25 protein-coding genes, 1 tRNA gene and 1 other RNA gene are annotated in these 22,319 nt (G+C 48.6%); 13 read left to right on the top strand and 14 right to left on the bottom strand.

The features are described 5' to 3' along the window. Positions 1-38: 38 nt before the first annotated feature. The 3 genes from ACU8XX_RS15075 to ACU8XX_RS15085 all read left to right on the top strand — a co-directional run bounded on the left by ACU8XX_RS15075 (position 39) and on the right by ACU8XX_RS15085 (position 1,558). Complete coding sequence (locus ACU8XX_RS15075) at positions 39-152, top strand: YceO family protein (protein WP_001253418.1); 114 nt, start codon at positions 39-41, stop codon at positions 150-152. 260 nt (positions 153-412) lie between these two features. Beyond that, complete coding sequence (locus tag ACU8XX_RS15080; RefSeq protein WP_000011114.1) at positions 413-979, top strand: cytochrome b; 567 nt, start codon at positions 413-415, stop codon at positions 977-979. Positions 980-982: 3 nt separating this feature from the next. Beyond that, positions 983-1,558, top strand: coding sequence for a YceI family protein (locus ACU8XX_RS15085; protein WP_000749261.1), 576 nt, complete (start codon positions 983-985; stop codon positions 1,556-1,558). Between the two features lie 41 nt (positions 1,559-1,599). Here ACU8XX_RS15085 and trhO read toward each other — a convergent pair whose 3' ends face one another. Beyond that, positions 1,600-2,652, bottom strand: a complete 1,053-nt coding sequence (gene trhO / locus ACU8XX_RS15090; protein ID WP_001144615.1) for an oxygen-dependent tRNA uridine(34) hydroxylase TrhO — start codon at positions 2,650-2,652, stop codon at positions 1,600-1,602. Between the two features lie 224 nt (positions 2,653-2,876). Here trhO and lpxL point away from each other — a divergent pair, with 224 nt between their 5' ends. The 3 genes from lpxL (at position 2,877) to ACU8XX_RS15105 (ending at position 5,652) form a co-directional block, all read left to right on the top strand. Further along, positions 2,877-3,797 carry a kdo(2)-lipid IV(A) lauroyltransferase gene (gene lpxL / locus ACU8XX_RS15095; RefSeq protein ID WP_000183364.1) on the top strand — a complete coding sequence of 307 codons (921 nt, stop codon included), beginning with the start codon at positions 2,877-2,879 and terminating at the stop codon, positions 3,795-3,797. Between the two features lie 171 nt (positions 3,798-3,968). Next, positions 3,969-5,195 carry a multidrug efflux MFS transporter MdtG gene (mdtG, locus tag ACU8XX_RS15100; RefSeq protein ID WP_000074172.1) on the top strand — a complete coding sequence of 409 codons (1,227 nt, stop codon included), beginning with the start codon at positions 3,969-3,971 and terminating at the stop codon, positions 5,193-5,195. A gap of 82 nt (positions 5,196-5,277) precedes the next feature. Beyond that, a complete protein-coding gene (locus ACU8XX_RS15105; protein WP_000180056.1) occupies positions 5,278-5,652 on the top strand; it encodes a MysB family protein in 375 nt (124 codons plus the stop codon). Here ACU8XX_RS15105 and ACU8XX_RS15110 read toward each other — a convergent pair whose 3' ends face one another. From ACU8XX_RS15110 to mdoG, 3 genes are all read right to left on the bottom strand, one after another. Further along, the gene (locus ACU8XX_RS15110) at positions 5,653-5,880 is read right to left on the bottom strand and encodes a YceK/YidQ family lipoprotein (protein WP_001237205.1); all 228 of its coding nucleotides are present in this window, start codon (positions 5,878-5,880) and stop codon (positions 5,653-5,655) included. It lies immediately after the preceding gene. 172 nt (positions 5,881-6,052) lie between these two features. Further along, positions 6,053-8,596 carry a glucans biosynthesis glucosyltransferase MdoH gene (gene mdoH, locus ACU8XX_RS15115; protein WP_001295445.1) on the bottom strand — a complete coding sequence of 848 codons (2,544 nt, stop codon included), beginning with the start codon at positions 8,594-8,596 and terminating at the stop codon, positions 6,053-6,055. Next, the gene (gene mdoG / locus ACU8XX_RS15120; protein WP_001343212.1) at positions 8,589-10,124 is read right to left on the bottom strand and encodes a glucans biosynthesis protein MdoG; all 1,536 of its coding nucleotides are present in this window, start codon (positions 10,122-10,124) and stop codon (positions 8,589-8,591) included. Before mdoG ends, mdoH begins: the two co-directional genes overlap by 8 nt. Positions 10,125-10,517: 393 nt before the next feature. Between mdoG and mdoC the strand changes: the two genes are divergently transcribed. Then, positions 10,518-11,675, top strand: coding sequence for a glucans biosynthesis protein MdoC (mdoC, locus tag ACU8XX_RS15125; RefSeq protein WP_001070350.1), 1,158 nt, complete (start codon positions 10,518-10,520; stop codon positions 11,673-11,675). 7 nt (positions 11,676-11,682) lie between these two features. Here mdoC and clsC read toward each other — a convergent pair whose 3' ends face one another. From clsC to csgB, 6 genes are all read right to left on the bottom strand, one after another. After that, positions 11,683-13,164 (bottom strand): cardiolipin synthase ClsC, encoded by a 1,482-nt coding sequence (gene clsC, locus ACU8XX_RS15130; protein ID WP_001307714.1) that lies wholly within the window; start codon positions 13,162-13,164, stop codon positions 11,683-11,685. After that, a complete protein-coding gene (gene ymdB, locus ACU8XX_RS15135; protein WP_000857405.1) occupies positions 13,106-13,639 on the bottom strand; it encodes an O-acetyl-ADP-ribose deacetylase in 534 nt (177 codons plus the stop codon). The genes clsC and ymdB overlap by 59 nt, the downstream gene beginning before the upstream one ends. Positions 13,640-13,733: 94 nt before the next feature. Beyond that, on the bottom strand, positions 13,734-14,045 hold the full coding sequence (ymdA, locus tag ACU8XX_RS15140) for a protein YmdA (RefSeq protein WP_000489579.1): 312 nt from the start codon (positions 14,043-14,045) through the stop codon (positions 13,734-13,736). Positions 14,046-14,165: 120 nt separating this feature from the next. Beyond that, positions 14,166-14,498, bottom strand: coding sequence for a curli assembly chaperone CsgC (gene csgC / locus ACU8XX_RS15145; RefSeq protein ID WP_001094300.1), 333 nt, complete (start codon positions 14,496-14,498; stop codon positions 14,166-14,168). A gap of 58 nt (positions 14,499-14,556) precedes the next feature. Continuing rightward, entirely contained in the window at positions 14,557-15,012 is a 456-nt protein-coding gene (csgA, locus tag ACU8XX_RS15150; RefSeq protein WP_000771437.1) for a curli major subunit CsgA, read from the bottom strand. Positions 15,013-15,052: 40 nt separating this feature from the next. Next, positions 15,053-15,508 (bottom strand): curli minor subunit CsgB, encoded by a 456-nt coding sequence (csgB, locus tag ACU8XX_RS15155; RefSeq protein ID WP_000791650.1) that lies wholly within the window; start codon positions 15,506-15,508, stop codon positions 15,053-15,055. 754 nt (positions 15,509-16,262) lie between these two features. Here csgB and csgD point away from each other — a divergent pair. The 4 genes from csgD to csgG are packed head-to-tail and all read left to right on the top strand — an operon-like array spanning position 16,263 to position 18,608. Next, entirely contained in the window at positions 16,263-16,913 is a 651-nt protein-coding gene (gene csgD / locus ACU8XX_RS15160) for a biofilm master transcriptional regulator CsgD (RefSeq protein WP_000481505.1), read from the top strand. Positions 16,914-16,917: 4 nt separating this feature from the next. Next, a complete protein-coding gene (gene csgE / locus ACU8XX_RS15165) occupies positions 16,918-17,307 on the top strand; it encodes a curli production assembly/transport protein CsgE (protein ID WP_000833288.1) in 390 nt (129 codons plus the stop codon). A 24-nt stretch (positions 17,308-17,331) separates the two neighbouring features. Further along, a complete protein-coding gene (gene csgF / locus ACU8XX_RS15170; RefSeq protein ID WP_001264088.1) occupies positions 17,332-17,748 on the top strand; it encodes a curli production assembly/transport protein CsgF in 417 nt (138 codons plus the stop codon). 26 nt (positions 17,749-17,774) lie between these two features. Next, complete coding sequence (gene csgG, locus ACU8XX_RS15175) at positions 17,775-18,608, top strand: curli production assembly/transport protein CsgG (RefSeq protein ID WP_001189321.1); 834 nt, start codon at positions 17,775-17,777, stop codon at positions 18,606-18,608. A 63-nt stretch (positions 18,609-18,671) separates the two neighbouring features. Here csgG and ACU8XX_RS15180 read toward each other — a convergent pair whose 3' ends face one another. The 4 genes from ACU8XX_RS15180 to ghrA form a co-directional block, all read right to left on the bottom strand. Further along, entirely contained in the window at positions 18,672-19,163 is a 492-nt protein-coding gene (locus tag ACU8XX_RS15180; protein ID WP_001300785.1) for a DUF1097 domain-containing protein, read from the bottom strand. Positions 19,164-19,264: 101 nt separating this feature from the next. Beyond that, on the bottom strand, positions 19,265-19,819 hold the full coding sequence (gene ycdY / locus ACU8XX_RS15185) for a molecular chaperone YcdY (RefSeq protein ID WP_001001902.1): 555 nt from the start codon (positions 19,817-19,819) through the stop codon (positions 19,265-19,267). Between the two features lie 23 nt (positions 19,820-19,842). Beyond that, complete coding sequence (gene ycdX / locus ACU8XX_RS15190) at positions 19,843-20,580, bottom strand: zinc-binding phosphatase (protein ID WP_000283664.1); 738 nt, start codon at positions 20,578-20,580, stop codon at positions 19,843-19,845. Between the two features lie 54 nt (positions 20,581-20,634). Then, on the bottom strand, positions 20,635-21,573 hold the full coding sequence (gene ghrA / locus ACU8XX_RS15195; protein ID WP_000351315.1) for a glyoxylate/hydroxypyruvate reductase GhrA: 939 nt from the start codon (positions 21,571-21,573) through the stop codon (positions 20,635-20,637). Positions 21,574-21,806: 233 nt separating this feature from the next. On the opposite strand from ghrA, the gene ACU8XX_RS15200 reads away from it, so the two are divergent. Together ACU8XX_RS15200 and ACU8XX_RS15205 are read left to right on the top strand one after the other, a co-directional pair. Then, positions 21,807-21,894, top strand: a tRNA-Ser gene (locus ACU8XX_RS15200). A gap of 226 nt (positions 21,895-22,120) precedes the next feature. Continuing rightward, positions 22,121-22,257, top strand: a non-coding RNA gene (locus tag ACU8XX_RS15205) — RtT sRNA. The last annotated feature ends 62 nt before the right edge of the window (positions 22,258-22,319 follow it).

A 22,319-nucleotide genomic window follows, 5' to 3' on the forward strand; every position in this document is an offset into this window, starting at 1 on the left:
CGGCCTCCAGAATGAGGCCGTTTTTACAGGAGTATTTAATGCGTCGGCTGTTGCACTATCTCATCAATAATATTCGCGAGCATCTGATGCTTTATCTTTTTCTCTGGGGATTGTTGGCAATTATGGATCTGATCTATGTGTTTTATTTTTAGTTTTCCGCACTGACATAAACTGACAAATATTTAATCTCCCTTTCATTTAGCGTGAAAAATTGAATGAGATTATTCCTGCTTCTACAGCACTCACCAGACATCTCTGATGCTGAACCCACTAAACTTATGAAGATTCTTTCATTATTAATTCAAAATTATTGAAATAAAAATAAATATCATTCAATTTGTTATTTTTGTGTTGCAATTCATTCTCCGACACGCCATTTTCTTTCTCTCGCAAATTCGTTTTGGATGCACTTATGTCATTCACAAATACCCCTGAACGCTATGGTGTTATATCTGCGGCCTTCCATTGGCTAAGCGCAATTATTGTCTACGGCATGTTTGCTTTAGGTCTGTGGATGGTCACGCTCAGTTATTACGATGGCTGGTATCACAAAGCACCCGAACTGCATAAAAGCATCGGTATTTTGTTAATGATGGGGCTGGTTATTCGCGTTCTGTGGCGTGTCATATCTCCACCGCCGGGTCCGCTGCCGAGTTATTCGCCCATGACTCGTCTTGCCGCAAGAGCTGGACATCTCGCATTGTACCTATTGCTTTTCGCCATCGGCATCAGCGGCTATCTGATCTCAACTGCCGATGGTAAACCGATCAGCGTTTTTGGCTGGTTTGACGTCCCCGCGACCCTTGCCGATGCTGGCGCACAGGCAGACTTTGCCGGTGCCCTGCATTTTTGGCTCGCGTGGAGCGTCGTAGTACTGTCCGTTATGCACGGATTTATGGCCCTGAAGCATCATTTCATCGATAAAGACGACACTCTGAAGCGCATGCTGGGAAAGTCGTCATCTGACTATGGAGTATAAAAAATGAAAAAAAGCCTGCTTGGTTTAACCTTCGCGTCCCTGATGTTCTCTGCCGGTTCAGCGGTTGCCGCCGATTACAAAATTGACAAAGAAGGTCAGCACGCCTTTGTTAATTTCCGCATCCAGCACCTTGGCTATAGCTGGTTATACGGCACCTTTAAAGATTTCGACGGTACTTTTACCTTTGACGAAAAAAATCCGGCTGCCGATAAAGTGAATGTGACAATTAACACCACCAGCGTCGATACTAATCACGCCGAACGCGATAAACATCTTCGCAGTGCAGATTTCCTCAATACCGCAAAATATCCACAGGCAACATTCACCTCCACCAGCGTGAAGAAAGACGGTGACGAACTGGATATTACCGGCGATCTGACGCTGAATGGCGTAACCAAACCCGTCACGCTGGAAGCGAAATTAATTGGTCAGGGCGACGACCCATGGGGTGGTAAACGTGCAGGCTTCGAGGCCGAAGGCAAAATTAAGCTCAAGGACTTCAATATCAAGACAGATTTAGGTCCAGCTTCTCAGGAAGTGGATCTGATTATTTCAGTGGAAGGCGTACAGCAGAAGTAAGCGTGAAATGTTGCCGGATGGCACGCATCCGGCAATGATATTTATTCTGTTGGATCAGGAATGCACAGTGTTGTATTCAGACGTCCACGAGACTTATTAAAGATCTTATTGCCATTTTCACGTCCTGCCCGACGGCGTCGCTGTTCTTCTGGCGGTAACGCGCTTTCTTCGCAGCAAATCTCACTACAACAACCTTTGTATTTTTCCGCGCATACTGGACACTGAATAAACAGCAGGTGGCAGCCATCATTTTTACAGTTGGTATGGCTGTCGCACGGCGCGCCGCACTGGTGGCAATGCGCGATAATCTCATCCGATATACGTTCGCCCATCCGCTCGTCAAAAACAAAATTTTTGCCAATAAAACGCACCGGCAAGCCCTGCTCGCGCGCCTTACGGGCGTATTCAATAATTCCGCCCTCGATATGCCAGACTTTGTTGAATCCGTTATGTTTCATCCAGGCACTGGCCTTTTCACAACGAATGCCGCCGGTGCAGTACATGACGATTTTTTTATCTTTATGTGCCTGCATCATCTCGACTGCTTTTGGCAGCTGCTCACGGAAGGTATCTGCCGGAATTTCGAGCGCGTTTTCAAAGTGCCCCACTTCATACTCATAGTGGTTACGCATGTCGATAAATAGTGCATCGGGATCGTCAAGCATGGCGTTCACTTCCGCCGCTTGCAGATACTCACCAACATTGCTGGCATCAAAGTGAGGATCGTCAATACCGTCGGCAACAATGCGATCGCGTACCTTCATGCGCAGTACCCAGAAGGATTTCCCGTCATCATCCAACGCGATATTCAGGCGTAAACCCTCTAAAGCCGGGTCGAAGGCATAGAGCTGCGCGCGAAATGTTTCAACATTGCTCGCAGGTACGCTGATTTGCGCGTTAATGCCCTCATGCGCCAGATACACTCGCCCAAAAACATTCAGCGCGGTAAACAGCTGATATAAAGCGTCACGGGTCGCCTTAGGATCGGCGATGTGGAAATACTTGTAAAACGAAATGGTGGTTCGCGGTTCGCTCTCAGCCAACATTTTGGCTTTTAGCGCGTCGTTGGAAATGCGGTTGTGTAACACTGGCATGGTGTACGGTTCCTGCGAGATGGGAAAGTAAAAATCCGCGGCATGATATAGCAATTATCGATAATTAACATCCACACATTTTACGCTACATTTGCGCATTAAAAATTATTTGTTATTTACAAGCGCGGCAATTTCGCCCAGTCTTCAGCCACAAATTTTGGTTGCGGGCGAAAAAATGCGACAATACATACAATTGCCCGAATAGGTTGAAAAACAGGATTGATATGACGAATCTACCCAAGTTCTCCACCGCACTGCTTCATCCGCGTTATTGGTTAACCTGGTTGGGTATTGGCGTACTTTGGTTAGTCGTGCAATTGCCCTACCCGGTTATCTACCGCCTCGGTTGTGGATTAGGAAAACTGGCGTTACGTTTTATGAAACGACGCGCAAAAATTGTGCATCGCAACCTGGAACTGTGCTTCCCGGAAATGAGCGAACAAGAACGCCGTAAAATGGTGGTGAAGAATTTCGAATCCGTTGGCATGGGCCTGATGGAAACCGGCATGGCGTGGTTCTGGCCGGACCGCCGAATCGCCCGCTGGACGGAAGTGATCGGCATGGAACACATTCGTGACGTGCAGGCGCAAAAACGCGGCATCCTGTTAGTTGGCATCCATTTTCTGACACTGGAGCTGGGTGCGCGGCAGTTTGGTATGCAGGAACCGGGTATTGGCGTTTATCGCCCGAACGATAATCCACTGATTGACTGGCTACAAACCTGGGGCCGTTTGCGCTCAAATAAATCGATGCTCGACCGCAAAGATTTAAAAGGCATGATTAAAGCCCTGAAAAAAGGCGAAGTGGTCTGGTACGCACCGGATCATGATTACGGCCCGCGCTCAAGCGTTTTCGTCCCGTTGTTTGCCGTTGAGCAGGCTGCGACCACGACCGGAACCTGGATGCTGGCACGGATGTCCGGCGCATGTCTGGTGCCCTTCGTTCCACGCCGTAAGCCAGATGGCAAAGGGTATCAATTGATTATGCTGCCGCCAGAGTGTTCTCCGCCACTGGATGATGCCGAAACTACCGCCGCGTGGATGAACAAAGTGGTCGAAAAATGCATCATGATGGCACCAGAGCAGTATATGTGGTTACACCGTCGCTTTAAAACACGCCCGGAAGGCGTTCCTTCACGCTATTAAATCTCCCATGCCGGATGCTTCAGAATGGCATCCGGCATTACCACAGCAAATCCCCCTGATTTAGCGATAAAAGCTCTCTGGATTGCGCCCCCTGGAAGTCGGGCGCATAATTAGTGTGCTTATCTTTTCTTCTTATGTTCACCGCGCCTGGCGCACCAACAGCGGATTGCTATGTCACCCTGTGAAAATGACACCCCTATAAACTGGAAACGAAACCTGATCGTCGCCTGGCTAGGCTGTTTTCTTACCGGTGCCGCCTTCAGTCTGGTAATGCCCTTCTTACCCCTCTACGTTGAGCAGCTTGGCGTTACCGGTCACTCCGCCCTGAATATGTGGTCCGGTATTGTCTTCAGCATTACATTTTTATTTTCGGCCATCGCCTCACCGTTTTGGGGTGGACTCGCCGACCGTAAAGGCCGAAAACTCATGCTATTACGCTCTGCCCTCGGCATGGGCATCGTGATGGTGTTGATGGGGCTGGCACAAAATATCTGGCAGTTTTTGATCCTGCGGGCGCTTCTTGGGTTACTTGGCGGATTTGTCCCCAACGCTAATGCTCTTATCGCCACACAAGTACCGCGTAATAAAAGCGGCTGGGCGCTGGGTACGCTCTCCACAGGCGGCGTTAGTGGTGCGTTGCTCGGCCCAATGGCTGGCGGCCTGCTCGCCGATAGCTACGGCTTACGTCCGGTATTCTTTATTACCGCCAGTGTGCTCATACTCTGCTTTTTCGTCACCCTGTTTTGCATCAGAGAAAAATTCCAGCCGGTCAGCAAAAAAGAGATGCTGCACATGCGGGAAGTGGTGACATCACTTAAAAACCCGAAACTGGTACTCAGCCTGTTTGTCACTACGTTAATCATCCAGGTGGCGACGGGCTCAATTGCCCCCATTCTGACGCTGTATGTCCGCGAACTGGCGGGTAACGTCAGTAACGTCGCCTTTATCAGTGGCATGATCGCCTCGGTGCCAGGCGTGGCGGCTCTGCTAAGTGCACCACGACTCGGCAAACTTGGCGATCGAATCGGACCCGAAAAGATCCTGATTACAGCGCTGATCTTTTCTGTACTGCTGTTGATCCCAATGTCTTACGTTCAGACGCCATTGCAACTTGGGATTTTACGTTTTTTGCTCGGTGCCGCCGATGGTGCACTACTCCCCGCCGTACAGACACTGTTGGTTTACAACTCGAGCAACCAGATCGCCGGGCGTATCTTCAGCTATAACCAATCGTTTCGTGATATTGGCAACGTTACCGGACCATTGATGGGAGCAGCGATTTCAGCGAACTACGGTTTCAGAGCGGTATTTCTCGTCACCGCTGGCGTAGTGTTATTCAACGCAGTCTATTCATGGAACAGTCTACGTCGTCGTCGAATACCCCAGGTATCGAACTGATTTTTCGCCTTTCATACTTGCAAAAGCGGAGAATCAGCTATCCTTTTCCCTGAAACCTCATCAACTCAAAGGGAGAATCGTGATGACCATGTACGCAACGCTTGAAGAAGCCATTGACGCTGCACGCGAAGAATTTCTTGCAGACAACCCCGGCATCGACGCCGAAGATGCGAATGTGCAACAGTTCAATGCCCAAAAATACGTTTTGCAGGACGGCGACATCATGTGGCAAGTTGAGTTTTTTGCCGACGAAGGGGAAGAAGGTGAATGTTTACCTATGCTTAGCGGTGAAGCCGCGCAAAGTGTTTTTGATGGCGACTATGATGAGATAGAGATACGCCAGGAGTGGCAGGAAGAGAATACATTACATGAATGGGACGAGGGGGAATTTCAGCTTGAGCCACCGCTGGATACCGAGGAAGGACGCGCAGCAGCTGATGAGTGGGATGAACGTTAATCACTCATACGGGCCATGATGAATGTCGATCGGCAGCAGTAAAGTATCAAAAACCAGAGAGAATGGCAGATCAAGGATCGTGACATAACGCCATGCGGAGTCACGCACATCCCATTGCACACCGGGATAATATTGGTTGCCATGCCCCTGCCCCGGTATAGTGCGACTAATAATGCTGCCACAGCCACTCAGCAAGGTCACCATGATGCTCACCACAATTAAACGCATTTGATACCTCTTTCGTAAAAAAATACCGGCATAACGCCGGTATTTTTATTGGCTCGTTGTTTTTGCCGGATGCGGCGTGAACGCCTTATCCGACCCACAAAGTCTTGCAAAATCAATAAATTGCAGGAACGATGTAGGCCTGATAAGCGTAGCGCATCAGGCAACTACGTTTTTATTGCGAAGCCGCATCCGGTTTACGCAATGCCAGTGGATTGAGCTTTATCCCTTCGTAATAACTCACCCATGAAGAATATCTCTCCGGGGAATTCCAGACACGGAAATGCAGACGGGCCATCGTCACCGGATCGCTTAGCAGCACCAGGCGACGATCGCGATTCAGCTTCTCTGGCGTCTCGTTCAGCGCCTGTTCAACGTGGCGGTCACGGGCGATTTCCAGCACCTTACTGGCGCGGTGACGCGCGGTCGCCATTGCGGTTGCCAGAGCGTTAAATGACGGGTTAAACACTGCGTGCATAAAGCCATCATCAAGGGAGCGTTGACGATTCATCTCAAGGAACCGATCGGTATCAACCAGCACCTGCGGCGGCGAATACTCTTCCGGGATCAGGAACAGTTTCCAGCGTTTGGTGCGCAGACCAACGGTGGCACGGCTGGAAATCACCGAAACAAACGGTGACAGGATCAACGAGAAGACAATCGGTGCCAGCCAGAACAGGAAACGCAGATCCAGCCACGCCATCCCAACAGCCCACACTAACCCTAACAGCAGCTGTGAGCCGTGGCGTTTGAACGCTTCACCCCAGGAAGTGGAGTCATCATCACGCTGCGGTGAATTCCACACCACTTCCCAGCCAAGGAACGCGCTGACAACGAAGACCGTATGGAACAGCATGCGTACCGGAGCCAGCAGCACGGAAAAAAGCACTTCCAGCAGCAACGATAATGTAACGCGCCAGAAGCCGCCGTATTCTTTCGTTCCTTTGCACCAGATAAGCAAAATGCTCAATAACTTCGGCAGGAACAACAGCACCATGGTCGAAGCAAAAAGTGCAATCGCCAGCTCAGGACGCCACTGCGGCCACACTGGGAACAACTGCCGTGGTTGCAGGAAGTATTGCGGTTCGGTCAACGCATGCACTACCTGCAATGCAGTAGAGAGCGCGAGGAACATAAACCACAGCGGAGCGGAGAGATAAGACATCACGCCCGTCAGGAACACCGCACGGTGAACCGGGTGCATACCCTTCACCAGGAACAGACGGAAGTTCATCAGGTTACCGTGGCACCATCGGCGGTCACGTTTTAGCTCATCAAGCAAGTTAGGCGGCAATTCTTCATAAGAACCCGGGAGATCGTAAGCAATCCAGACCCCCCAACCTGCACGGCGCATCAACGCCGCTTCCACGAAGTCATGTGACAGGATTGAACCGGCAAAGGAACCTTCGCCCGGCAGCGGAGCCAGTGCGCAGTGCTCGATAAACGGTTTCACGCGGATAATCGCGTTATGTCCCCAGTAGTGCGACTCGCCAAGTTGCCAGAAGTGCAAACCGGCTGTAAACAGTGGCCCATACACGCGGGTCGCGAACTGCTGACAGCGCGCATACAGCGTATCCATACCGGACGCTTTCGGCGACGACTGAATGATCCCGGCGTTCGGGTTGGCTTCCATCAGGCGCACCAGCCCGCACAAACAATCACCGGTCATTACCGAGTCAGCATCCAGCACCACCATGTAGCTGTACTGGCTGCCCCAGCGACGGCAGAAGTCATCGATATTACCGCTTTTACGCTTCACGCGGCGACGGCGGCGGCGATAGAAAATCTGACCTTCGCCACCGACTTCAGCGATAAGCTCCATCCAGGCTTTTTGCTCTGCGACGCAGATATCCGGGTTATAACTGTCACTAAGAATGTAGACATCAAAGTGTTTGGCATTCCCGGTGGCTTTTACTGATTCCCACGTTGCACGCAGGCCAGCAAAAACACGGTTCACGTCTTCGTTACAGATAGGCATGATCAACGCCGTGCGATGCTCCGGGTTTAATGGTTCATCGCCAACTGTTGACGCAGATATACTGTATTTATCGCGACCAATAAGCAGTTGCAGGAAGCCCATTAACGCCGTCCAGAATCCGGCGGACACCCAACAGAACAGTACCGCAAAGAGGATCAGGATACCGGTTTGCAGCATATAAGGCAGAAGCTGCATAAAGGAAACCCACAAATCCTGACCAACCATATCCATAGGATTAATCAGCGCCCAACCCTGATAAGGAAGAATGGTCTTCATATACCAGGTCGCGACGACAGTTTGCGCGAGCGTCAGGATCAACAGAATGTAACGGCGGATGGTACCGACGGTACGCCACTTTTGCTCGCTCTCCTGCTCTTCTTTGGTCAAACGAGCCAGATAGCGCGGCGTGACATCGCGTCCACGCAGGCGATCCCAGAAACGGCCTACCGGGTTGGTACGCCACGGGTCGGGAAACATCGAGGAGCGTTTTGCTTCTGGCATCGCCTTCAGCTGATCGCGCCCTTCGTCGTCTTTAATTAACTGTCCATCAGCAAGTGAATCTGGCCAGGCTTGTTCCAGACGCGCCTTTACCGAGCCTTGCGGGGAATCATCCTCCCGCGCCCAGGTGCGGTGTTCGGCATCCAGCGCCTGATGAACGGCGCGGATATCAGTCTTCGGCAATGCCGCTTTCTCGCTTGCGGCGATGGGCATTGCGTCAATGTACTCAGTTGTCTTATTCATTGGCAGGTAACTGGTAGCTCCAGGTTTCACTCAACGTCTGATCGGCATTCACCAGCGCAGCACGCATTTCAGTGGTTTTCTTGGCATCTTTCACTTTCACACGCATCACCAGACGCCAGCCTTTGGTAACCGGGTTATAGCGCACCGTGCTTTCAACTATCTCACCATTATCACCAATGCTGGTTTGCGCTGTGACCGGGGTATCCTCTGGCAGTTTTTTCATCTCTGCGCCGGTAAAATCGACCACAAAGGCGATAGTACCGTCAGGCTGGCGAATCAGGTTCGACTGCTTCACATCCCCCGTTGAACGACGCGTTTGTTGCACCCATGCGTTATCTGGCGCATGCAGTTTGTCTTCATCACGGCTGAAGGTGATGGTGTATTTAAAGTTCATCTCTTTACCCGGCTCCGGCAGCTGATCCGGCGTCCAGTAAGCGACGATGTTATCGTTGGTTTCATCGTTGGTTGGAATTTCCACCAGCTCAACGCTGCCTTTACCCCACTCCCCTTTCGGAGTCACCCATGCGCTTGGACGGAGATCGTAACGATCATCGAGATCTTCAAAGCGGGAGAAATCACGACCGCGCTGCAACAGACCAAAGCCTTGCGGGTTTTCCATGGAGAAGCTGCTGACCGCTAAATGTTTCGGGTTATTCAACGGACGCCAGATCCATTCGCCATTACCGGCATGGATAGAGAGACCGTTAGAGTCGTGCAACTCCGGACGATAGTTATTTGCAGGCGACGGTTGGTTCGGCCCAAACAGGAACATACTGGTTAACGGTGCAACCCCCAGTTTGCCGACTTTATCGCGCAGATAGATTTTCGACTGCACATCCACAACCGTGTCACGCCCTGGCATAACCACGAATTTGTAAGCACCTGTCGCACGCGGCGAGTCAAGCAATGCATAGATGGTTAAACGTTTATCAGTCGGTTTTGGACGCTCGATCCAGAACTCTTTGAAGCGCGGAAATTCTTCACCCGATGGCAAGGCGGTATCAATTGCCAGGCCGCGGGCAGAAAGGCCATAAACCTGACCTGCACCAATCACGCGGAAATAGCTGGCCCCGAGCATGCTGACGATTTCATCGTTTTTATCTTTGCTGTTGATCGGGTAAAGCACTTTAAAACCGGCAAAGCCAAGGTCTTTTACCGTATCTTTGTCATGCTGAACATCGCCGAAAGTGAAATAATCCGGGCTGTATTTGATTCGTTTGACTGCGGTGGCAGTCACTTCATTTATTTTGACCGGGGTATCGAAGTACATACCCTGATGGTAGAACTCGAGTTTGAATGGGGTCTTCAGATTGTTCCAGTACGCTTTGTCATGATTAAACTGGATCTGCTGATAGTCCGCGTATTTCATATCGCGGAAAACGGAGGGCAAGTTGCTTTTGGGCGTCTCGTAGCCTTTCCCGGCTAAAGATTGAGCTTGCTTTGCGACATCATCAATACTGAAAGCCCAGCTTGAAGATGTATACAGGGTTAACATTACTGCAGCACTCAACCAACGCATTTTCATCATTTGTAGTTTATGTTTCATAATTAGTAAGCACTTCCCCCTTTGTGTGCTTATATCGATCCGATCTATTTTAATGGATAACCAGCCATTCCGACAACAGAATCCCGGTATCGTTCAGCACGCTGGCTCATGGATTAAGCACCTGATTGCAACCGTTTTCACTTTCCGTGCTTCTCCTAAAGACAGAAGCATCGACTTCGTGTAGGGTTTGCCAGCAAATTTATTTATCAACCGTCTTACAGACGCTTCCATTCTGGTTAGTGGTAGCGATGATGCTATGCATAAAAACCTTGAAGCCTGCGCCTGGCGCGGTCAGGTCGGTGTCACTATGGCAACAAGCCTAAAGGCATAACCCGACAGGGATAAGACGAAAAATCCGAGATTAGTTAACCATATATGAACCCAGTACCCGCGCAACGTGAATATTTCCTCGACTCCATCCGCGCCTGGCTGATGTTGTTAGGGATACCTTTTCATATTTCTTTAATCTATTCGAGCCATACATGGCATGTGAATAGCGCCGAACCATCATTGTGGCTGACCCTTTTTAATGACTTCATCCACTCGTTCCGCATGCAGGTATTTTTCGTTATATCCGGCTACTTTTCCTACATGCTTTTTTTACGCTATCCCTTGAAAAAATGGTGGAAAGTACGTGTCGAACGTGTAGGTATCCCGATGTTAACAGCCATCCCCCTACTGACATTACCGCAATTTATTATGCTGCAATATGTCAAAGGAAAAGCGGAAAGTTGGCCTGGGCTGTCATTGTATGACAAATATAATACGTTGGCCTGGGAATTAATATCACACCTGTGGTTTTTACTGGTGTTAGTGGTCATGACGACGCTGTGCGTATGGATATTTAAGCGCATCAGAAATAATTTAGAAAATTCTGATAAAACGAATAAAAAATTCTCGATGGTAAAACTATCGGTGATTTTTTTATGCCTCGGCATCGGTTATGCGGTAATAAGAAGAACGATTTTTATTGTGTATCCGCCCATTCTGAGTAATGGCATGTTCAATTTTATTGTCATGCAAACGCTGTTTTATTTGCCGTTCTTTATCCTCGGCGCACTGGCTTTCATTTTCCCTCATCTTAAAGCCTTGTTTACCACGCCGTCTCGTGGCTGTACCCTTGCAGCAGCATTGGCGTTTGTCGCTTATTTACTCAACCAGCGCTATGGCAGTGGCGATGCCTGGATGTACGAAACCGAGTCGGTGATCACCATGGTCCTCGGTCTGTGGATGGTGAATGTGGTCTTCTCCTTTGGCCACCGTTTGCTTAACTTCCAGTCAGCGCGGGTGACTTATTTTGTTAACGCATCGCTGTTTATCTATCTGGTTCACCACCCGTTAACGCTGTTTTTCGGCGCATACATTACACCGCACATCACCTCCAACTGGCTTGGTTTTCTCTGTGGCCTGATATTTGTAGTAGGGATTGCGATAATTCTGTATGAAATTCATTTGCGCATCCCGTTACTGAAGTTTTTGTTCTCTGGTAAACCGGTTGTTAAGCGTGAGAACGATAAAGCACCAGCCCGTTAAGCCACATTTACAATAACCATTCCACGGGCAATATCGACGCCAGTCTGACCATAACCCGCTTCCAGAAACTGGTGGCGGGTTCTTTTTTGAGAATAATCTCTTTCTTTGCATGACGATCAACCCAGTTGATCCGTCCCCACCTGTCCAGACGGAGCTGCCAGGCCGCATCATACTGGCTCTGAATAAAGCGTTTATCAATTAACTGTGCCAGCGTTTCGCTCTCTATCACGAAGCCCATTTCAGTATTGAGCAATGTTGAACGCGGATCGAAATTGAAAGAGCCGATAAACACCGTTTTACCATCGATGCTAAAGGTTTTAGCATGCAGGCTGGCTCCGGAATTACCGGTTATGCCGCGATCGTGTAACGTACTACTTTGTTCACGCGTCGGCTTGAGTTCATATAATTCCACGCCATAGCGGAGCAATTTTTTGCGCCAGCGCGCGTATCCGGCATGGACGACAGCAACATCGTTAGCGGCAAGAGAATTGGTTAGGATCGCAATCTTTACCCCTTTTCTCACCATCCGTAAGAGTTGCGCCACACCTGCGCGTGTCGGTACAAAATAGGAAGAGATAATATCGATGCGTTCACTGGGTGAGCCCATGATATCGAACAGGCGCTGCGGTAACAGTGAATGCCGTTTTGCCTTGCCCTCCCCTTTCGCCGGATCATCACTTAATAAACGTGTCTTCGCCCAGATAAGCGGCAATGTTCCATCAACCAGATGATTTATAAATGGACTGGATTCCATTTTGCGTAAATAACGATGCGTCATGGCATCGTTATGCCAGGAGGCGGGTAACTCGATGCGATCCGCCATTTCACCCTCCGGGACATCCAGCACCTGCTGTAAGGGTGAAACCGATTTGCAATACCAGTAGCGGGCGAAATCATCGGCAACGTCCTCTACCACGGGTCCTATTGCCATGACATCTAAATCCGAAAAAAGTGGCTCCTCCCCTGCTCCAAAATAGGCATCACCAATATTTCGTCCTCCCACCAGGGTCACCACGCCATCGACAGTGAAACTTTTATTGTGCATACGGCGATTAAGACGGGAAAAGTCGGTGATATAACCAAGCGGACGCAGCAAGCGAAACGAGAAAGGATTAAAAAGCCGGACTTCAATGCGTGGATGACTGTCAAGCAAGCGTAAAATGTCGTCAAGTCCGGGCGTATTGTTGTCGTCCAGCAACAAACGGACGCGAACGCCACGCTTTGCTGCGGCTAACAGGGCGGAAAACAGTAACCGACCCGACATATCGTCCTGCCAGATGTAATACTGAACATCGAGCGTATGCTCTGCCATTTCGGCCAGACGATACCGGGCGGCAAACGCATCCAGACTTTTCTCCAGAGGAAAAAGGCCACACTGACCGGGATGTTGCGAACACAGTGGCAGCACCGCGCTCGCCAGCCGGGGCAAATCATTCATCTCCTTGTTGGGTAAGGAGTCTTTCGTAGAGGTGGGCGTTTTCTTCATCATAACAGACAAAGTATACCTGTTCGGGTAAAGCGTGACGGGTAATAAATTCTGAAACGGTTTTTACTGCGATTTCAGCCGCTGCCGCACGAGGGTAACCATAAACCCCAGTACTGATTGCAGGAAAAGCCACTGACGTATAGCTGTTTGCCGCCACCAGTCGTAGGCTATTGAGATAGGCATCCTGCAAAAGCTGGTCTTCGTTTTGTTCACCACCACGCCAGACTGGCCCGACGGTGTGCACTACGGCTTTAGCGGGAAGATCGCCTGCAAGCGTAATAACGGCATGCCCCGTAGGGCAATCGCCCTGCTGTTGCCTGACTTTTAAACAGGCATCCAGTAGGGCCGGACCCGCTGCGCGATGAATGGCCCCATCGACGCCGCCACCTCCCATTAATGAAGGATTAGCCGCATTCACAATCACATCAACGGCCAGTTTGGTAATATCACCCTGCACAACATGAATACGCGTTTTCATAACGCCTCCTTACACCTTCTTGTTTCTTAAGTGTACAGCAGGCTTTTTGGTTAAATCGCATTTTTCTACTCAGCAACGTGAGTTGTTCAGAAACTTAGTTATATTCGATGTTCATTACAGCCAGCTTTTTCTGTTTATCAATATACTGCACTTTTACTGAGGCTACTTGCGCGTTTTTGACATTGCCGCTCATTAACGCTTTGCTGGAATAGGTTTTTCCCGGAACAGAACCATTCTGTGGGCAGTTCATTTCTACGGGTGATGACTGGGTGCTGACGTCACATGCCGGTTCCACAATTTGGCCATAAAAATGGATCACGCCCCCTTGCGCGGTGCTTCCTGCGATGGCAATAAAAGGAAAAAACAAACTGCCGAGCATAAGAGAGTTTAAAAAAGGTCTGAACATTTATTCTATTTCCTCAATGATTAGTCATCCTTGAGGGTTGTGTTATCCATACTTTCAGGTTGGCTGATTCGCAGCAGACCATTCTCTCCAGATTCATCTTATGCTCGATATTTCAACAAATTAAGACTTTTCTGAAGAGGGCGGCCATTGTTGTGATAAATGAAGTGACTGTCCATCAGAAACAGTAACAACTATTTTCACCCGATCGTCCGGGGAAATATTTAAACTCAACTTCGTCAAAGCAATGGGTTGATTAGCAGGCAATGAAAGGGTCTTTTCTTGCTTCGTCTGACTTTGCCCTGAACTGCCTTCGCGCAGGGACAATATTTGTACTCTGCACAGACAAGATTGAGTAAGAGTGACTTCAGGAATAATGGTATACACATCCCCTTGCTGGGTCGTATTAAAGGTTATCTGACTGGAAAGTGCCGCAAGGAGTAATAACGTATTCATATTCTTCTCCCGAAAAAAAACAGGGCTTGCGCCCTGTTTCTGTAATACAAATGATGTATTAGTACTGATGAGCGGTCGCGTTGTTACCAAAGCCAACCTGAGTCACGTTGACGGAGGAGTTAGATGCAGTCTGGTCAACTGCAGCACCGTTGCCACCACCGAACTGTTTAACCGTCATTTCAGAATTTTTGCCGTTCCACTGATCAAGAGTAGCGCTGTTACCGAAGCCACGTTGGGTCAGATCGATTGAGCTGTCATCTGAGCCCTGACCAACATCTGCACCATTACCGCCGCCATGCTGGGTAATAGTCAAGTCAGAGTTACGGGCATCAGTTTGCAGAGCAAGTGCAGAGTTACCGCCACCGTACTGGTAAATGTTCAGCTCAGAATTTGGGCCGCTATTATTACCGCCACCACCGTGGTTACCGCCGCCGCCGTACTGAGGAACAACACCTGCCAGAGCGCTACCGGAGAATACGATTGCTGCAATTGCTGCTACTTTTAAAAGTTTCATGTAAAACCCCCATCGGATTGATTTAAAAGTCGAATGGAAATTAACGTTGTGTCACGCGAATAGCCATTTGCGACTGTCTCTGCACTACAATTGCCGTTTTTTGAGTACCATACTGTGTAATATTTGCTTTATTACCAGAACCTTTCTGGATAATCATCGCAGTATTACCATAAGCACCTTGCGAAATACTGGCATCGTTGGCACTGCCCGCCTGATCAATATATGCAAGGTTATAATCTCCTGTCTGGTCAATCTTTGCCCGGTTGCTACTACCTTCTTGCGCAACAACCGCCAAAAGTTTTGAGCCTCCCTGCCGTAACTGAGCACTATTATTAGTCCCAGCTTGACCAATTATGGCTGCCTGATTAAATGAAGACTTACTCAATTCATTTACCGCGAAGTTATATTCTGAATTAGCTAAATCATAACCTGCTGCGGCTGCAATCCCAGGCGCACCCAGTATTGTTAACATCATAAATAACAATTTGTTTTTCATGTTGTCACCCTGGACCTGGTCGTACATTTAAGAAATTAAATCATTTCAACTTGGTTGTTAACGCAACCTGTATTTTGTTAACGCTGCGTTACGATGGAAAGTATGTCTGCGGAAATATTTTTAATAACTCACCCGCGCGTTGTATTTTTCTTTTTTAGTTCATACCAAAGTATTAAAACCCACGTAAATACGCTGTTATCTACGCAAAAAAATATTTTGTTTTCTTTTAAATCTCCGTTTTCCGCTATCAAAAAGCACCAGACAGTCATTCTTCTTGCCCGTCGCTGATTGCTGCGATATGTCTTGCGCACAAGCCGTGACAAACCTCGTCTTTTTGCAGTAAAAAATTGTCCACGGAGGTGTGGAGAAAAAACAAGAACGTTTTACATGACGAAAGGACTACACCGAAATATTTTTTATATGCATTATTAGTAAGTTATCACCATTTGTATGATTTTTTAAAATTGTGCAATAAAAACCAAATGTACAACTTTTCTATCATTTCTAAACTTAATAAAACCTTAAGGTTAACATTTTAATATAACGAGTTACATTTAGTTACATGCTTAACACTTGATTTAAGATTTGTAATGGCTAGATTGAAATCAGATGTAATCCATTAGTTTTATATTTTACCCATTTAGGGCTGATTTATTACTACACACAGCAGTGCAACATCTGTCAGTACTTCTGGTGCTTCTATTTTAGAGGCAGCTGTCAGGTGTGCGATCAATAAAAAAAGCGGGGTTTCATCATGTTTAATGAAGTCCATAGTATTCATGGTCATACATTATTGTTGATCACTAAACCTTCTTTGCAGGCGACAGCTCTCTTGCAGCACCTTAAACAATCGCTGGCAATTACAGGAAAATTACATAATATTCAACGTTCTCTGGACGATATCTCTTCAGGCTCTATTATTCTTCTGGATATGATGGAAGCGGATAAAAAGCTTATCCATTATTGGCAGGATACTTTGAGCAGGAAAAACAACAATATCAAAATATTGTTGCTAAATACGCCTGAAGATTACCCGTACCGCGACATTGAAAACTGGCCTCATATCAACGGCGTTTTTTATTCCATGGAGGATCAAGAACGTGTTGTCAATGGGTTGCAAGGCGTCCTGCGCGGCGAATGCTACTTTACGCAAAAGCTTGCCAGCTACCTGATTACGCATTCAGGTAACTATCGTTATAACAGCACGGAATCAGCCCTCCTTACTCATCGGGAAAAAGAGATCCTGAATAAGCTGCGTATCGGCGCGTCTAATAACGAGATCGCTCGTTCGTTGTTCATCAGCGAAAATACGGTTAAAACGCATCTTTATAATCTTTTCAAGAAGATAGCCGTAAAAAACCGGACACAAGCGGTTTCCTGGGCAAACGATAACCTCAGGCGATAAAGCCATGAAACGTTATTTACGCTGGATTGTGGCGGCAGAATTTCTGTTCGCCGCAGGGAATCTTCACGCCGTTGAGGTAGAAGTCCCGGGATTGCTAACTGACCATACTGTTTCATCTATTGGCCATGATTTTTACCGAGCCTTTAGTGATAAATGGGAAAGTGACTATACGGGTAACTTAACGATTAATGAAAGGCCCAGTGCACGATGGGGAAGCTGGATCACTATAACGGTCAATCAGGACGTTATTTTCCAGACTTTTTTATTTCCGTTGAAAAGAGACTTCGAGAAAACTGTCGTCTTTGCACTGATTCAAACTGAAGAAGCACTAAATCGTCGCCAGATAAATCAGGCGTTATTAAGTACGGGCGATTTGGCGCATGATGAATTCTAAATAAAAAATTGTTCGGAGGCTGCAATGCGTGTCAAACATGCAGTAGTTCTACTCATGCTTATTTCGCCATTAAGTTGGGCTGGAACCATGACTTTCCAGTTCCGTAATCCAAACTTTGGTGGTAACCCAAATAATGGCGCTTTTTTATTAAATAGCGCTCAGGCCCAAAACTCTTATAAAGATCCGAGCTATAACGATGACTTTGGTATTGAAACACCCTCAGCGTTAGATAACTTTACTCAGGCCATCCAGTCACAAATTTTAGGTGGGCTACTGTCGAATATTAATACCGGTAAACCGGGCCGCATGGTGACCAACGATTATATTGTCGATATTGCCAACCGCGATGGTCAATTGCAGTTGAACGTGACAGATCGTAAAACCGGACAAACCTCGACCATCCAGGTTTCGGGTTTACAAAATAACTCAACCGATTTTTAAGCCCCAGCTTCATAAGGAAAATAATCATGCAGCGCTTATTTCTTTTGGTTGCCGTCATGTTACTGAGCGGATGCTTAACCGCCCCGCCTAAAGAAGCCGCCAGACCGACATTAATGCCTCGTGCTCAGAGCTACAAAGATTTGACCCATCTGCCAGCGCCGACGGGTAAAATCTTTGTTTCGGTATACAACATTCAGGACGAAACCGGGCAATTTAAACCCTACCCGGCAAGTAACTTCTCCACTGCTGTTCCGCAAAGCGCCACGGCAATGCTGGTCACGGCACTGAAAGATTCTCGCTGGTTTATACCGCTGGAGCGCCAGGGCTTACAAAACCTGCTTAACGAGCGCAAGATTATTCGTGCGGCACAAGAAAACGGCACGGTTGCCATTAATAACCGAATCCCGCTGCAATCTTTAACGGCGGCAAATATCATGGTTGAAGGTTCGATTATCGGTTATGAAAGCAACGTCAAATCTGGCGGGGTTGGGGCAAGATATTTTGGCATCGGTGCCGACACGCAATACCAGCTCGATCAGATTGCCGTGAACCTGCGCGTCGTCAATGTGAGTACCGGCGAGATCCTTTCTTCGGTGAACACCAGTAAGACGATACTTTCCTATGAAGTTCAGGCCGGGGTTTTCCGCTTTATTGACTACCAGCGCTTGCTTGAAGGGGAAGTGGGTTACACCTCGAACGAACCTGTTATGCTGTGCCTGATGTCGGCTATCGAAACAGGGGTCATTTTCCTGATTAATGATGGTATCGACCGTGGTCTGTGGGATTTGCAAAATAAAGCAGAACGGCAGAATGACATTCTGGTGAAATACCGCCATATGTCGGTTCCACCGGAATCCTGACAGATAAAAAAGCCGGAATTATCATCCGGCATTTTACTGTTTAAGCGAAAGCGTGAGTGCCCCTCACGCTTTATTTTTGATTTCCTGCTCACGGTGCGCCGTCTTTGCACTACGCGCCGCCAGCCACAGGCCACTGTTTTTCATTGCGTAACCAAATATCAGCCCAAGCGCCAGCGAAGGTAACACCAGTTTCCAGTCACCCTGCCCGGCAAACGTCGCGCATGCGCCTATAAACGTCCCCGGAACAAATGAAAGCAGCAGCTGTTTGGCCTGAATACACATCAGAAACGCGACAATACCGGTTATGACATAACCGAGAATTTCCAGATGTGGTGCCAGTGCACTACCGTAAATAATGACCATCGCCCACACCACGCCACTAAGCAGGGTTGCAGCGGAGATCGCCAGCCCTTTCAGCCCACCTTGCGGGCAGGCAAAGTAGGCCGTACAGCCCAGGAAGCCCGCCCAGCTTAGTAAGCCCAGGGAAACAGCCACCCATCCCCAGATACCGGAGAGAATGCCTGTTGTGATTGCAATAGAGAGAAGTATGTTCATGCCGCGCATGATAGCAGAAAACGCGGCCATGAATGAGATCGAGCACACATTTTATGCAACAACAAATTATCCGTTGCAGTTATGAGTGACGTAGATCACACTTATTCTTCAGAATCTTCTTCCAGCTCGTCCCACATTGCACTAATGGCATCGCGGGTTAGCGGTGCCATGGTGCGCCAGAAAGGCGTGGTTGCATGGGCCTCCACTTTGCCAAGGAACGCACCACACCAGGGTAACAGATACTCACTGAACAGTGTTTCCAGTGCTTCGCTCTCATCTTCCGTTGACTGATCTTCCAGCCAGGAAGCCGCAAGCAGCAATGTGCCGATGTGATCGGCTGGCGTATCCGCCAGTGGCATCCCTCGTTCGGAAAGAAAAGCGCGCACTTCCGCTTCCGTTGCGTCCTCAACCCATGCGCTACGATATGGCGGCACGGCACATTCATCGCCGATAAACAACGCATTGTAATCGGCAGAGACTTGCGCCATATCACAGCTTTTCTGTAAACGCGTCAGTAACTCATCCTGCTCCAGTGGCCAGTTCGCAGCCAGTTTCCCCTCACGAATCAGGGTAAACAGCGGCACCAGTAAAGGATCTTGCGGTTGGCGGTAATAGAGCGAACCCAGCACACGACAGAGGATAGAAAACTCGTTCATTAATATATTTCCATTACTAGTAATTAAAGGTCTGCAAATTCCGCAATCGGTGCCATACCGCGAGATTCAAGGAAGTTCAGTAAGCGGCGCGGAGAAACATTCAAAATGCGCTCTGGCGGAAAATCTACCGCGTCGAGGATTTTAAGACACTCTTCAAATTCCCCCATGGTAAACGCGGTGTGAGAATCCGAGCCTAATGCCACCCAACCTCCAGCATCACGTACCGCTGCGGCTACCGCACGACAGTTGTCTTCACTGCCCTTACGTGAGTGTAAAAATGAAGAATTATTGATTTCCAGCGCCACCTGATGTTTCGCGGCTGCTTCAGCAACGGCTTTCACATCTATTTCATATTTGGGATTTCCGGGATGGCTTATTATATGCACATTGCCGCTGGCGATAGTGGCGATCATCGCTTGTGTATTGGTCGCTTTGTCATGTGGTGCAAAAACCGGCTCATGAAAACCGGCAATAATCAGATCCAGCGAGTCAAACATTTTACCGCTGCAATCAATTTCACCATCAACATTTTTAATGTTAGCTTCGATGCCGCGCAGGATCCCTACCCCATCAACCACTCGCGGCCAGATACGCATGTTAATGAAGTGCCAGTGATGCGGAGCATCTTCCATATCCGGGCCATGATCGGTGATCGCAAAAAGTTTAATGCCCTTTTGTTTGGCCTGGGCAATGTAATCACTCAATGTGCTATATGCATGTGTGCTGGCAACGGTATGCATATGAAGGTCGACGGGATACATAACTCTCTCCTGTATTCAATTCCCGCCAAGGATAGCAGGAATCCTGATGCTTTATTAGTAGCCGCGTGCGCGGTCGACTTGCCCGCAGACCTTCTCCCCTTTTTCGAGCTGGGCAATAGTGCGAGAAATGTACTCCACAGCTTCAGCGGGACGGGTAATCGCGGCGACATGTGGTGTTATCGTCACGCGTGGATGTTGCCAGAGCGGACTTTCAGGCGGTAAGGGTTCACGATTAAAAACATCCAGCATTGCGCCTTTAACTTTCCCGCTATCCAGCGCCGCGAGCAGGTCATCTTCCACAACATGAACACCACGCGCCAGGTTGAGGAGATACGCGCCATCCGGTAATTTTTCGAGTAATTGTTGATTAATAATGCCGACGGTTTCAGGGGTATTCGGTAACAAATTAATCAATACCCGACATTGGCTCAGAAATGCAGACAGTTCTTCCCGTCCGGCAAAGCTTTGCACGCCAGGCCACGATTTACGGGTTCGACTCCAGCAACGCAGCGGAAAGCGCCAGGTTTGCAGACTCTGAGCAACTTTACTGCCCAGTACGCCTGCGCCCAAAATGCCGATGGTAAAATCTTCCCGATGATATTCAGGCAGCGGTTGCCAATGCGAACTATTTTGCTGGATGCGATAATCGTCAAAACGTCGAAACCAATGCAGCACCTGACTGACAGCATATTCCTGCATTTGCTCGCCCATACCGGTATCTTCCAGGCGAAAAAGTGGAACAGAAGGGTTCAGCATTTCAGGGTGTGCCTGTAGCTTGCTCAAAATAGAATCAACACCGGCCCCGAGTGCGAACACCGCTTTAAGATCGCGCCCTGCCAGCATTTCAACAGGAGGATGCCAGACTAAAGCATAATCAGCAGAGTCATTATCTCCGCTTTTCCATGCTCTGACTCTTGCCTGAGGAATAGCTTTGCGCAGTGCCTCAATCCACCATTGGGTATCGAACGTTGGGTGATAAAAGATGATATCCATACTGACTCCCGAAAAGCGTTGTGCGAAATTTATTCGCACTTATCGTTATGATCTACAAAAGCCACCAGCATAACAAATCCGTGGTCGGTGGCAAAAAAAGCAGATTTCGCTTATTAAAACTGCATATTGATTGAAGTTTGAATAAACGCGCGATTTTTTAAAAAAGTTTGTTGACCTCAGGTCATGATTTCCCTAAATTAGCGCCCGTTCCAGCAAGACAGGAACGACAATTTGGTGAGGTGTCCGAGTGGCTGAAGGAGCACGCCTGGAAAGTGTGTATACGGCAACGTATCGGGGGTTCGAATCCCCCCCTCACCGCCATATTTAAAAAAAAGCCCGTACGAAAGTACGGGCTTTTTTTTCGTATATTGCACACACCGGGGGGGATGAGAAGCCCCGACCGGGGGTCGACAACTGGCGACAGCCAGTTGGACAGACCGTGAACGCAGTGAGCGGGCTGCCCGCAGGGCGAGCGAAGCGAGTCAATCCCCCCCTCACCGCCATATTTAAAGAAGAGCTCGTACGAAAGTACGGGCTTTTTTTTCGTATATTGCACACACCGGGGGGATGAGAAGCCCCGACCGGGGTTCGACAACTGGCGACAGCCAGTTGGACAGACCGTGAACGCAGTGAGCGGGCTGCCCGCAGGGCGAGCGAAGCGAGTCAATCCCCCCCTCACCGCCATATTTAAAGAAGAGCTCGTACGAAAGTACGGGCTTTTTTTTCGTGTATTGCACACACCGGGG

This window comes from Escherichia sp. MAL-1 (assembly GCF_052948035.1).

Bases quoted from the DNA above. Each gene is read 5' to 3' on its own strand.
- ACU8XX_RS15085 (WP_000749261.1), top strand. From the start codon at position 983: ATGAAAAAAAGCCTGCTTGGTTTAACCTTCGCGTCCCTGATGTTCTCT.
- ACU8XX_RS15080 (WP_000011114.1), top strand. From the start codon at position 413: ATGTCATTCACAAATACCCCTGAACGCTATGGTGTTATATCTGCGGCC.
- ymdA (WP_000489579.1), bottom strand. From the start codon at position 14,045: ATGTTCAGACCTTTTTTAAACTCTCTTATGCTCGGCAGTTTGTTTTTT.
- clsC (WP_001307714.1), bottom strand. From the start codon at position 13,164: ATGATGAAGAAAACGCCCACCTCTACGAAAGACTCCTTACCCAACAAG.
- csgE (WP_000833288.1), top strand. From the start codon at position 16,918: ATGAAACGTTATTTACGCTGGATTGTGGCGGCAGAATTTCTGTTCGCC.
- csgC (WP_001094300.1), bottom strand. From the start codon at position 14,498: ATGAATACGTTATTACTCCTTGCGGCACTTTCCAGTCAGATAACCTTT.
- csgF (WP_001264088.1), top strand. From the start codon at position 17,332: ATGCGTGTCAAACATGCAGTAGTTCTACTCATGCTTATTTCGCCATTA.
- ACU8XX_RS15110 (WP_001237205.1), bottom strand. From the start codon at position 5,880: ATGCGTTTAATTGTGGTGAGCATCATGGTGACCTTGCTGAGTGGCTGT.
- mdoH (WP_001295445.1), bottom strand. From the start codon at position 8,596: ATGAATAAGACAACTGAGTACATTGACGCAATGCCCATCGCCGCAAGC.
- ACU8XX_RS15075 (WP_001253418.1), top strand. From the start codon at position 39: ATGCGTCGGCTGTTGCACTATCTCATCAATAATATTCGCGAGCATCTG.
- trhO (WP_001144615.1), bottom strand. From the start codon at position 2,652: ATGCCAGTGTTACACAACCGCATTTCCAACGACGCGCTAAAAGCCAAA.
- ACU8XX_RS15105 (WP_000180056.1), top strand. From the start codon at position 5,278: ATGACCATGTACGCAACGCTTGAAGAAGCCATTGACGCTGCACGCGAA.
- ymdB (WP_000857405.1), bottom strand. From the start codon at position 13,639: ATGAAAACGCGTATTCATGTTGTGCAGGGTGATATTACCAAACTGGCC.
- mdtG (WP_000074172.1), top strand. From the start codon at position 3,969: ATGTCACCCTGTGAAAATGACACCCCTATAAACTGGAAACGAAACCTG.
- mdoG (WP_001343212.1), bottom strand. From the start codon at position 10,124: ATGATGAAAATGCGTTGGTTGAGTGCTGCAGTAATGTTAACCCTGTAT.
- ycdX (WP_000283664.1), bottom strand. From the start codon at position 20,580: ATGTATCCCGTCGACCTTCATATGCATACCGTTGCCAGCACACATGCA.
- ghrA (WP_000351315.1), bottom strand. From the start codon at position 21,573: ATGGATATCATCTTTTATCACCCAACGTTCGATACCCAATGGTGGATT.
- csgA (WP_000771437.1), bottom strand. From the start codon at position 15,012: ATGAAACTTTTAAAAGTAGCAGCAATTGCAGCAATCGTATTCTCCGGT.
- lpxL (WP_000183364.1), top strand. From the start codon at position 2,877: ATGACGAATCTACCCAAGTTCTCCACCGCACTGCTTCATCCGCGTTAT.
- csgD (WP_000481505.1), top strand. From the start codon at position 16,263: ATGTTTAATGAAGTCCATAGTATTCATGGTCATACATTATTGTTGATC.
- csgB (WP_000791650.1), bottom strand. From the start codon at position 15,508: ATGAAAAACAAATTGTTATTTATGATGTTAACAATACTGGGTGCGCCT.
- ACU8XX_RS15180 (WP_001300785.1), bottom strand. From the start codon at position 19,163: ATGAACATACTTCTCTCTATTGCAATCACAACAGGCATTCTCTCCGGT.
- mdoC (WP_001070350.1), top strand. From the start codon at position 10,518: ATGAACCCAGTACCCGCGCAACGTGAATATTTCCTCGACTCCATCCGC.
- ycdY (WP_001001902.1), bottom strand. From the start codon at position 19,819: ATGAACGAGTTTTCTATCCTCTGTCGTGTGCTGGGTTCGCTCTATTAC.
- csgG (WP_001189321.1), top strand. From the start codon at position 17,775: ATGCAGCGCTTATTTCTTTTGGTTGCCGTCATGTTACTGAGCGGATGC.